The sequence below is a fragment of the Actinocrinis sp. genome (assembly GCF_035946395.1).
Taxonomy (GTDB): Bacteria; Actinomycetota; Actinomycetes; order Streptomycetales; family Catenulisporaceae; genus Actinocrinis.
Genome location: NZ_DASYZI010000299.1, coordinates 1 through 9,791 on the forward strand (window position 1 = coordinate 1; position 9,791 = coordinate 9,791).

Genomic DNA, 9,791 nt, shown 5'->3' on the forward strand with positions numbered 1-9,791 from the left:
CGCGGTCTGCCGTCCGGACTCTCAGCCTTTACTCAGTGAAATACAGGTATTGTTGCTGCTTGCTTTATCGCCGGGGCCGAGAATCCGAGGGGGCCGACACTCCGTGTTCGACGAGTCAGCGTTCGGTGACGAGCCGCATCCGGGCCCGGTCTTCGGGGATCCGGTCTTCGGCGACCACGTGCTGGGCGCCTCGCCGCTCGCGGCCCTCGCCGAGCAGTTCGAACGGCGCCTGCCGGAACTCGCCTTCGAGCCGGGGCTTGTCGCCGCTGTGGACCAGCACTCCGCCGCGATACGTGACGCCGTCTACACCGACGTCCGTGAGGACGTGTCGCTGTATGAGGCGCTGACCGACTACGTCCTCGGATTCACCGACGTGCTGCGTGAAATCGGCTGGCAGGCGCACGAGGGATACGACTTCGCGACCCTGCGGCTGACCGCCGTGTGCCACTTCATGCGCGAGTACGGCGTGGGCGCCGGGGATTGATCAACCGACCGATCCGCAGCGCCCACGCTCGGTGTGCCGCCTTCGCCGCGTCAGCCGCCCATCGGCTGGTTCCCGGACGAACCAGGCGACATGCCCGGTCCCTGCTGTCCGGAGCCACCGCTGCGACCGGTACCCGTGCTTCCGGGCGAGTAAGCCGACGGCCGCTCGGCCTGCTGCCCCGTCATCGCGTCGGAACGGCCCCGCTGGTAGCTGGTGCCGGACGCCGCGCTGCGCGCCTCGCTCTCCGCGGTGTTGAGCATGCGCTCCCACCGCTCACGCATCGGCAGGATCAGGCCGCCGCCGATGCCGACGACCAGGATTCCGGCGATCGTGGCGAGCACCGCGGTCAGCAGCGGGCCGGTGACGGCCGTCGCGATCCCGGCCTGCCCGAGCGCCGCGATGACGCCGATGCCGAGCACGAACACCGAGGCCACGCTGGCCACCACGTTGCCGTAGGACAGGCTGGACAGCGCGCTGCCGACGAGATCGCGCACGATGCGCGCGATGGCCGCGGCGATCACCACGATCAGGATCGCGACCAGGCCGCGCGGCAGCCAGGCGACCACACCGTTGATCATCGTGCTGACCGGGTTGGCGCCGAACACGCCGAGTGCCAACTGAAGGGTGATCAGCAGCAGCGCGTAGTAGACGAGCTTGCTCACGATGCGGGTCGTGTCGTACTTGCTGTTCGCCAGGGCCCGGCTGATCCCGCCGCGCTCGGCCAGCCGCTCGAAGCCGACCTTTCGCAGCAGCAGGTCCACCGCCCGGGCGACCAGCCGGGCGATGAACCAACCGATCGCCATGATGACCAGGAAGCCGACGAATTTCGGCACGATCCTGGCCACTGTGCTCCACGCGTCGGTCAGCCCCGAACTGAAGTTGATCGAGGCCAATGGAACTTGACGCACCGTCGTCACCTGCTCTCCGACCGGGCCGCGCCGAACGCGCGGACATCTACTGCACCGTAGTAACACGTTGCGTGTGGCGCGCGCGTCCGGAATGACCCGAATGGGGGTCATCAGAACGGGTGGTACGGAGTAGGACTGGTTCGGGAGAGACCGTTGCTACTATCCGGTTTTTCGCTGCATCCGGTAGTGCAGCACCATGAACGGCAGGCCGAACACCCAGAACGCGTGCTCGGCGCGCAACTCGTCGTCCTCGACGTAGACGTCGAGCCGCTCCGCGAATCCCTGCACGGCCGCCGTCGTCAGCTCTCTGGTCTCCGCGTCGATGTACGTCAGGTAGTGCCCTGGGTGCTTCAGGTCGCTGCGGCTGCTGAGGACGAGCCCGCCGCCGGGCCGGGTGGTGGGCGCCAGCGTCGCGGTGAAGCTGGCCTGCGGCAGCGGAAAGCCGACGCTGACGTAACCGCGGTCCTCGTGCCGGTACGTCGTGTAGACGCCGATGTAGATCGGCTCATCGTTGTCCGCGAACGAGCGGATCCAGCCGCGTACGGCCACCACGTCCCTGTCGTCCTGGTCGGGGGCGCTGATCGTGTCGATGCGGCTGCGGATGCCCCGCTGCGTCTCGCGCTGGTTCATCGGCACGCTGGCCTGCCCGAGCGGCCGCGCCACCAGGTTGCGGTACAGCAGATACCCGGGCAGTACCCACAGCCGCCACTCCGGCACGATGTCGAGGGTGAACCGGGTCGTGTGCTCGTAGAACTCGCGCACGCGCGGATCGACCTGTGAGGGATCGAACTCCGGCCCGGCCAGCGAGTCGAGCGAGCCGACGATCCCGACATCGGCCGCGTCCGCCGTGTACGTGCCGCCGAGCACGTCGGCCAACTCCCTTATGTAGCCGGTGCCGACGTACCGCGACCTGGCCTCCAGCGGCACGACGAACGGCAGATCCTCCGCGTGGACCCGCTCGGCGAGCAGGCTCACCTGCGCATCACGGAACAGCAGCGCCGAGGCCACCCGGAACGACACGACGCTCGCCGTCGCCACGACCGCCGCTGACGCGGGCCGCCGCCGCAGCGCGAAGCCCAGCCCCACGCCGGCCCCGAGCATCGGCCCCAACGCCACTTTCTGCGGCCGCAACCCGAGCGCCCCGGCCGCCGCGCCACTGACCGTGCCCACGGTGAGCGGGCCCGCCCCGGTCAACCGCCCGGCCGCCCAGCCGACCGGCGCGGTCAACGCGCCGCTGGTCACGATGCGCGCCCACAACTCGGGAATCTGCCCCGGCCGCTGCCGAGCCCGCGCCACCGCCTCGACCGCCCCCAGCCCCGCCGCGCCGATCGCGGCACCGAGCCCGACTGCCCTGACACCCCGGTGTGCGGTGAGCGCCGCCCCCGCGACCGCACCGATCAGACCCGCCGTCGCAACCTGCTGTTTCCGGCTAGGGCCCGCGCCACGCTCTTTCACCACGCGGGTAACCTACTCCGCTCAGTGATCAGGCGCTGTAGCAGTAGCGCGCCTTGGGGATCTTCACTCCCTTGTCATCAGCCCGATACGCCAGTCGGTGCCCATCGTCGATGCGGCGGGGCCAGTCGTCGGCGGACATGAGCACGGCATCTCCGGTCCCGTGCTTGGTCCGAGTCTGCGTGCGCTCGGCATTGACCTGCTGGATCAGCGGAAACAACTGGCTGCGGGCCTCGCTCGCGCTCATGCCCACTGCCAACACGGTTTCGCCCCGTTCTTCCCGGTACGGAGATCCCGCGCCAGATCGGTCGGGGTCGTTCTGCGTGCCGCCAACTCCGCCAGGGAACAGTGAGGGCGCTCACCCGCGAACAGATCCGCGGTTGCTTGCCGCTAACTCATCATGCCAATCGTGCATTGCGGCACGGATCGCTGCGACATTGGCTGTTGGCACCGCATAGCGCGCGAACTCTGCGTCCGAGAAGCGGTCGATGCCGAGGAGCATTTGGGCGAACACATCGCGATCGAATCCGGAATCCCGGCGGGCAGCGAGTGTGAGGAGTTGCTCGCGATCGTAACGGCTTGACCTGAGGAGCGCGTCCACATCGATGAAGTCACGACATTCCGCCCGAGTGAAGAGCGCCTCCATCTTGCCGGCCGCGACATCGTCGGCATGAAGGACTCGACCGATGGCCATGGTCACTGGTTCCTGAAGCCGCACGTCCGCCACAAGCTCGACCTTTGACTCCTTATTGAGCTGCGGATCGGTGACCACCAGCCGAACGTAGTACCGACTGGCGTGGTCAATTTCCACAGTCAGGCCCGCAGCCCGATATGCGTCGACTACGGCCGCCGTTGCCGTAGGCAGGTCCGCGTCCAGAGCGCCGAACAGATCGACATCGGCGCTGGGGCGTGAGATGAATCCATGCGCGTTCACGGCGTAGCCGCCCGCGAGGGCGAGGCCGTAGCGAGACACGACGTCAAGACCGATACGCGCGAGGCGCAGATGAAAATCTTCCACTACGCGGCCAGAGAGAAGCGCTGCTCCCAGAGGGCGCGAACACGGGCGGGGAGAAACAGTGTTGGCCACAGGCGAACGAGGAGGTCCTGATTGAGAAATCGGCGCAAGTCATCGACATGCAGCGCTTCTCGGATCACTCGCTCGTACATGAGCCGTGCGTCCGCTGGATCGTCGAGCAGGTAACTACGCTCGGGCGCCCAATCGAGCCGTGTTGGCAGCACGACCGTCCCGTGCTCTGGCCCTACCAGCTCATCAAGCGAGTCGGGAAGCACGTGAGGCCGTGCTGCCGCGTAGCCATGCGGGGTGCTCATGCAGTCAGTATGGCCCCTGCGCTCGTCGTTCTCCGGATCTATCACCAGCCGCGGGTGCGCCATTCTTCAAGGTGAGGTCGCTCGGTGCCGAGTGTGGTGTCGCGGCCGTGGCCGGGGTAGACCCATGTCTCGTCGGGTAGGACGTTGAAGATTTTCTCGACGACGCCGTTGTAGAGCGAGGTGAAGCGGTCGGGGTCGTTCTGCGTGCTGCCCACTCCGCCGGGGAACAGGCAGTCGCCGGTGAAAAGGTGCGGGTGGCCTTTTGGGTCGTCGTAGAGCAGGGCGATCGAACCGGGGGTGTGGCCGGTGAGGCGGATCACGCGCAGCGGGATGTAGCCGACGTGGATCGTCTCGCCGTCGCGTAGGCGTACATCGGTGTGGACCGGGATCGCGTCCGCGTCGTGCTCGCCGGCCGCCGTGCGGGCGCCGGTTGCGTTGACGACGGCTTGCAGCGCCTGCCAGTGGTCGGGGTGCTGATGCGTCGTCACGACCGCTGCGAGGGAGCCGTTGATGGTCTTGAGCAGCCGCTCCGGCTCCGCCGCCGCGTCGATGAGCAGTTGCTCGTCGGTGAGGCGGCAACGCAGGAGGTACGTGTTGTTGTCGTGGGGGCCGACCGCCAGTTTGGTGATCATCAGCGGGGCGAGCTCTCGTACGTCGGCCGGGCCGCCCACCGTCACGTTGCCGTGGTAGCTCATTTCACGTCACGTCTCACGTCTCGCCATTTGTCTTGTCATGTCACATCCAGGCGGGCAGGGTGGGCAGCGCGTCGAAGGGCTCGACGGTCAGGCCGTCGCCGTCGCTGCGGCCGAGCATCCAAGCCAGCAACGCGGCTTCCGGACCGCGCACGAGCGGATGGTCCTTGTCCATCGGATCACAGGCCACTGCGCAGTTGCGTGCGGTGTCCTCGGCGTAGAGGCGGAAGGGTGTCGCCGCAATGGCGCCGTACGCCGGGTCGGTGAAGCGTTCCGCCGACATCTCCAGCGTCGGGCCGGTGAACTGCACCGGCCAGTGCGCGGGAGAGAAACCGGTGTTGAGGTCCACGTGGTGGATGAGCACCTCTTCGAGCCGCCACCACGGGATCTTCGACGCGGGCTGCGGGCCGCCGCCTCGGCGCTCCACCTTCACGGTCCACTGTTCCGAGGTGATCCGGGCCGCCGCCTCGACGAATCGCCGGCTCGCCTCGCGTAGGTCTGCGGCCAGTTGCCCGGCCGTTCGCGTGGCGCCCGTCTCGATGTCCGCGTCACGGGTCTCGCGGTCGGGGTACATGTCGTGCCGCTCGCCGGTCATCGCCCATTCCAGCAGGTTACGTAGACCGTCCGCGTTGCGCGCGATGTGGGTCAGCAGATGGCCGCGGCTCCAGCCGGGCAACGTCGAGGGCTCGCGCACGGCCTCGTCGTCGAGCTGCTCCGCGGAGCCGATCAGCTGTTCGGTCGCGTCGGTGAGCTCGGCCAGCAGAGCGGTCACGTCGAAATCCAGGGCTCGCGGATCAATCGTCATGTCACTACTCTCGCGCAGCCCGGCCGGGCCGCGCCACGCGCACGGGAAGGAACCGCGTGGTGACCGTGTGGCGGGTGGGGCCGGGAGAGATGGCCGACCGGTGTCCGGATAAACATCGAAGGGCCAGGTTGGCGGGAACGTAATAAGTCTGTCGGTGGGGGCGCCTAGCATGTTTCGGGGAGTGTTCGGCGGGATAGGGACAGCGGAAGTTGGGAGCCACCGGTGGCGGACAAGCTGGTCGTGCGTGGGGCGCGCGAGCACAACCTCAAGGACGTCTCGCTCGATCTGCCGCGGGACGCCCTGATCGTGTTCACGGGCCTGTCCGGTTCCGGCAAGTCCTCGCTCGCGTTCGACACGATCTTCGCCGAGGGGCAGCGGCGCTACGTCGAGTCGCTCTCGGCATACGCCCGGCAGTTCCTCGGCCAGATGGACAAGCCGGACGTGGACTTCATCGAGGGCCTCTCGCCCGCGGTGTCCATCGACCAGAAGTCGACCTCGAAGAACCCGCGCTCGACCGTGGGCACCATCACCGAGGTCTACGACTATCTGCGCCTGCTCTACGCGCGCGCCGGTCGGCCGCACTGCCCCGAATGCGGGCGGACGATCGCCCGGCAGTCCCCGCAGCAGATCGTCGAGCGGGTGCTGGAATTGGAGGAGGGCACCCGCTTCCAGGTGCTCGCCCCGGTGGTTCGCGAGCGCAAGGGTGAGTACGGCGAGCTGTTCCGGGACCTTCAGGTCAAGGGGTACAGCAGGGCCCGGGTGGACGGCGTGGTGATCCAGCTTGCCGAGCCGCCGGTGCTCAAGAAGCAGGAGAAGCACACGATCGAGGTGGTCGTGGACCGGCTCGCGGCCAAGGAGTCGGCCAAGCGGCGGCTGACCGACTCGATCGAGACCGCGCTTGGCCTGGCCGGCGGCATGATCACGCTGGACTTCGTGGACTTGGCGGAGGACGACCCGCAGCGCGAGCGGATGTACTCCGAGCATCTTTACTGCCCGTACGACGATCTGTCCTTCGAAGAGCTTGAGCCGCGGTCGTTCTCGTTCAACTCCCCGTTCGGCGCTTGCCCGGAGTGCACCGGCCTCGGCATCCGGATGGAGGTGGACGAGGAACTGGTCATCCCGGACCCGGACCTGTCCGTGGAGGCCGGAGCGATCGCCCCGTGGAGCTCCGCAGGGCAGGGTTCGGAGTACTTCGGCCGACTGCTTGAGGGGCTGGCCGACGAACTCGATTTCGACCTGGGCGCGCCCTGGCGCAAGCTGCCGCCCAAGGCGCGCAAGGCCATCCTGCACGGCCACAACCACAAGGTGACGGTCAGTTACACCAACCGGTTCGGCCGCACCCGCTCCTACTCCACCGGGTTCGAGGGCGTCATCCCGTGGATCGAGCGGCGGCATGCCGAGGCCGAGTCGGACAGCGCCCGCGAACGGCACGCCGGATACATGCGCGAAGCGCCGTGCCCGGCGTGCAAGGGCACCCGGCTCAAGCCACTGGTCCTGGCGGTCACGCTCGGCGCGGAGCCCGACAGTGGCGGCAGGTCGATCGCCGAGGTGGCCGCGATGCCGATCGGCGAGTGCGCGAAGTTCCTCAAGGAACTCAAGCTGACGGCCCGTGAGGCGCAGATCGCCGAGAGGGTGCTCAAGGAGGTCAACGAGCGCCTCCAGTTCCTGGTCGACGTGGGATTGGACTACCTGTCACTCGATCGCGCCTCGGCGACCCTGGCCGGTGGCGAGGCACAGCGCATCCGGCTGGCGACCCAGATCGGTTCCGGCCTGGTCGGCGTGCTCTACGTGCTCGACGAGCCCTCCATCGGGCTGCACCAGCGGGACAACCACCGGCTGATCGAGACCCTGGTGCGGCTGCGCAACCTCGGCAACACCCTGATCGTCGTCGAGCACGACGAGGACACCATCAAGATCGCCGACTGGGTGGTGGACATCGGCCCCGGCGCGGGCGAGCACGGCGGGCACGTCGTGGTCTCCGGCCCGGTCTCCGACCTGCTGGACTCCGCGGAGTCGCTGACCGGCGCCTACCTGTCCGGCCGGATGCGCATCGAACTGCCCGAGCAGCGCCGCCCGGTGGACCGCAAGCGGGTGCTGACCGTGCACGGCGCGCGCGAGCACAACCTCAAGGACATCGACGTCGAGTTCCCGCTCGGCTGCTTCGTCGCGATCACCGGCGTCTCGGGTTCCGGCAAGTCGACGCTGGTCAACGACATCCTCTACACCCACCTGGCCCGCGAGCTGAACGGCGCGCGGGCGGTGCCCGGGCGGCACACCCGGGTGGCCGGGATCGAGCACCTGGACAAGGTCGTGCACGTCGACCAGTCGCCGATCGGCCGCACCCCGCGGTCCAACCCGGCGACCTACACCGGCGTGTTCGACCACATAAGGCGGCTGTTCGCGGAGACCACCGAGGCCAAGGTGCGCGGCTACCTGCCCGGCCGGTTCTCGTTCAACGTCAAGGGCGGTCGCTGCGAGAACTGCCAGGGCGACGGCACCATCAAGATCGAGATGAACTTCCTGCCGGACGTCTACGTGCCCTGCGAGGTCTGCCACGGCAAGCGGTACAACGAGCAGACCCTGCAAGTGCACTACAAGGGCAGGACCATCTCCGAGGTGCTGGAGATGCCGGTCGCCGAGGCGCTGGAGTTCTTCGAGGCGATCCCCGGCATCGCCCGGCACCTCAAGACCCTCAACGACGTCGGGCTCGGCTACGTGCGCCTCGGCCAGAGCGCCACGACACTGTCCGGCGGCGAGGCGCAGCGGGTGAAACTCGCCTCCGAGTTGCAGCGCCGCTCGACCGGCCGCACCGTGTACGTGCTCGACGAACCGACCACCGGCCTGCACTTCGAGGACATCCGCAAACTGCTCGGCGTACTCGGCCGGCTGGTCGACGCCGGGAACTCGGTCATCGTGATCGAGCACAACCTGGACGTCATCAAGACCGCGGACTGGGTCATCGACCTCGGCCCCGACGGCGGATCCCGCGGCGGGGACGTGATCGCGACCGGAACCCCCGAAGACGTCGCCATGGCCGACGACAGCTACACCGGCCAGTTCCTCAAAAAGCTGCTGAACGTCTAGGGGTGCGGCCGGGCTAGTCCAGCGTGCTCGCTGACCTTCGGCCAGCTTCGCGGCTGGCCCGGCCGTCCGGCCCATGCACGGCCGTCGGGAGCCACGCCAGCGATGCGGGAGTCTCGGCCACACTGGTGGAGACCGGGCCTGGCTGAACCAGTGTGGCCGAGAGCGTCCGCTGAGCGGCGACCTTTTGGCGGGCCATTCGGGTAAACGGCCCGGGGGTGAGGTACTCAGTGGCAGAGTCCCGCCGGGGACGAGGTGCTGCAGTGGTTACCGACGAAACTCACGTGGCTGCCTGAGCCGTCCCAGCGCAGGTCGGGCGTGTCACGGAAGGCGGTGTTGCGGGCGATCGTGTCGAATTGCGGATCGCTTCCATGGAAGGGCGCGGCGCTCACCACGACGATCCCGCCGGAGTTGAACTGCTGGCCTTTGTTGCCCTGCACACTGTTCTGGCTGACCGTGGTCTGGGTGGCGCCGACCAGCAGGATGCCGCCGCCCTGCAGAGGCGGCGCTTCCTCGCTCGCCGGGCAGAACTTGTTGTTGCGGAACACGCTGTTGCTCTGCACGAGGGCATTGCCGGCCCCGCCCGCCTGGCCATCGTCGAGCACGATGATGCCCTGGCAGTTCCCCGCGGACCGGTTGTGGACGACGGTCACCCCCCTGGCGTGCCGGATGAAAATGCCCAGCGTGTTCCCCCTGGCGACGTCATCACGGACCACCGTGGCCGCGTTCGGTGAATCCCCGACATAGAAGCCTGCCTCGCTGTTTCCGATGGCGGTGTCGTTAGCAAAGAGGGTCTTCGTTGACTCGAAACGGGAAATGCCGTAGGCGCCGTCGTTGACGGCCACGACCCGCTGCACGGTCAGGCCGTAGGTTCCGAAGCCGAATACGCCGTTGGCTGGGAAGCCGCTGACAAACAGGCCGGTTATCGTGTCGTTGTAGACCGGCGTCTTGACCACCCCGGTCTTGCTCAGCTTTTTGGCCAGAATGCACACGCCCGTCGGGCCGAATGCGCTTGTACACAGGTTATTCGGTGGGGTGGA

10 protein-coding genes are annotated in these 9,791 nt (G+C 67.9%); 2 read left to right on the plus strand and 8 right to left on the minus strand.

The genetic code is table 11. The annotated features are described in order from the left end of the window. Positions 1 to 178 precede the first annotated feature (178 nt). On the plus strand, positions 179 to 484 hold the full coding sequence (locus tag VGS97_RS18170; protein ID WP_414641748.1) for a DUF6401 family natural product biosynthesis protein: 306 nt from the start codon (positions 179 to 181) through the stop codon (positions 482 to 484). Between the two features lie 50 nt (positions 485 to 534). Here VGS97_RS18170 and VGS97_RS18175 read toward each other — a convergent pair whose 3' ends face one another. From VGS97_RS18175 to VGS97_RS18205, 7 genes are all read right to left on the minus strand, one after another. Beyond that, positions 535 to 1,392 (minus strand): mechanosensitive ion channel family protein, encoded by an 858-nt coding sequence (locus tag VGS97_RS18175; RefSeq protein ID WP_326854764.1) that lies wholly within the window; start codon positions 1,390 to 1,392, stop codon positions 535 to 537. Between the two features lie 159 nt (positions 1,393 to 1,551). Next, entirely contained in the window at positions 1,552 to 2,847 is a 1,296-nt protein-coding gene (locus VGS97_RS18180; RefSeq protein WP_414641749.1) for a hypothetical protein, read from the minus strand. 28 nt (positions 2,848 to 2,875) lie between these two features. Continuing rightward, the gene (locus tag VGS97_RS18185; protein ID WP_326854766.1) at positions 2,876 to 3,091 is read right to left on the minus strand and encodes a type II toxin-antitoxin system prevent-host-death family antitoxin; all 216 of its coding nucleotides are present in this window, start codon (positions 3,089 to 3,091) and stop codon (positions 2,876 to 2,878) included. 111 nt (positions 3,092 to 3,202) lie between these two features. Then, entirely contained in the window at positions 3,203 to 3,862 is a 660-nt protein-coding gene (locus VGS97_RS18190; RefSeq protein WP_326854767.1) for a nucleotidyl transferase AbiEii/AbiGii toxin family protein, read from the minus strand. Further along, entirely contained in the window at positions 3,862 to 4,173 is a 312-nt protein-coding gene (locus VGS97_RS18195) for a hypothetical protein (RefSeq protein ID WP_326854768.1), read from the minus strand. The genes VGS97_RS18190 and VGS97_RS18195 overlap by 1 nt, the downstream gene beginning before the upstream one ends. Before the next feature lie 41 nt (positions 4,174 to 4,214). Further along, a complete protein-coding gene (locus VGS97_RS18200; RefSeq protein WP_326854769.1) occupies positions 4,215 to 4,868 on the minus strand; it encodes an MBL fold metallo-hydrolase in 654 nt (217 codons plus the stop codon). A gap of 40 nt (positions 4,869 to 4,908) precedes the next feature. Further along, positions 4,909 to 5,670 (minus strand): maleylpyruvate isomerase N-terminal domain-containing protein, encoded by a 762-nt coding sequence (locus VGS97_RS18205; protein WP_326854770.1) that lies wholly within the window; start codon positions 5,668 to 5,670, stop codon positions 4,909 to 4,911. A gap of 222 nt (positions 5,671 to 5,892) precedes the next feature. Between VGS97_RS18205 and uvrA the strand changes: the two genes are divergently transcribed. Continuing rightward, complete coding sequence (gene uvrA, locus VGS97_RS18210; protein ID WP_326854771.1) at positions 5,893 to 8,754, plus strand: excinuclease ABC subunit UvrA; 2,862 nt, start codon at positions 5,893 to 5,895, stop codon at positions 8,752 to 8,754. 224 nt (positions 8,755 to 8,978) lie between these two features. On the opposite strand, the gene VGS97_RS18215 is transcribed toward uvrA, so the two are convergent. Further along, a partial coding sequence (locus VGS97_RS18215; protein ID WP_326854772.1) for a right-handed parallel beta-helix repeat-containing protein occupies positions 8,979 to 9,791 on the minus strand: 813 nt, incomplete at its 5' end.